The organism is Vibrio sp. 2033 (assembly GCF_033339735.1).
This window is the reverse complement of sequence record NZ_JAWOVC010000723.1, coordinates 1-543: the sequence shown is the minus strand read 5'-3', so window position 1 is coordinate 543 and position 543 is coordinate 1. Positions and strand designations below refer to the sequence as shown.

1 pseudogene is annotated in these 543 nt (G+C 46.8%); it reads left to right on the top strand.

The annotated features are described in order from the left end of the window. A pseudogene (locus tag R7P74_RS28730) lies at window positions 1–543 on the top strand (bifunctional aconitate hydratase 2/2-methylisocitrate dehydratase); the annotation flags it as partial.

Below are 543 nucleotides of genomic sequence, written 5' to 3'. Positions count from 1 at the left end.
CGAAGAGCTAAAATCAAAAGGTCACCAGCTAGTGTATGTTGGTGATGTTGTTGGTACTGGTTCTTCTCGTAAATCTGCAACTAACTCAGTGCTATGGTTCATGGGCGATGATATCCCTTACGTACCTAACAAACGCGCTGGTGGTTACGTGCTTGGCGGTAAAATTGCACCTATCTTCTTCAACACAATGGAAGATGCGGGCGCACTGCCTATCGAAGTTGATGTAACGAAGTTGAATATGGGCGACGTTATCGACGTTTACCCATACGAAGGCAAAGTATGTAACCACGAAACAGGTGAAGTACTTGCTGACTTTTCTCTAAAAACAGACGTGCTGATTGATGAAGTCCGTGCTGGCGGTCGTATCCCACTGATCATCGGTCGTGGTTTAACAGATAAAGCGCGCCAAGCTCTAGGTCTTGAGTCTTCTGATGTATTCCGTAAACCTGGTGAAGTCGCTGATTCTGGCAAGGGTTACACGCTTGCACAGAAAATGGTTGGTAAAGCATGTGGTGTAGCAGGTGTTCGTCCGGGCACTTACTG